We start from the raw sequence: 214 nt of genomic DNA, 5'->3' as shown, positions 1-214 counted from the left end.
CTGTCAGCGCGACGGTGATTACTATGCTTTATTCAAACCGTCCAACAGAACCGTTTTCTACAGAAAAGATATCGCTGAGCAGAACGGTGTTACAGAGGAGGAGCTTAATATTAAGAGTCCCGAAGATTTTGAAAAACTGGTTGAAAAGATGACAGTCAGGGATGACAGCGGCAATGTTGTGACCTATGGTTTGGAGATTGACCCGGATGAAGTA

1 protein-coding gene is annotated in these 214 nt (G+C 43.9%); it reads left to right on the top strand.

All coding sequences use genetic code 11. The features are described from left to right. Nucleotides 1-214 (top strand): hypothetical protein (locus HJV72_RS19375; protein WP_208073508.1); only part of this gene is annotated, 214 nt, incomplete at both ends.

Source organism: Extibacter sp. GGCC_0201, from assembly GCF_017566055.1.
GTDB lineage: Bacteria > Bacillota > Clostridia > Lachnospirales > Lachnospiraceae > Extibacter.
Note: the sequence above shows the minus strand (reverse complement) of the source record. Positions and strands in the feature narration are given on the sequence as shown.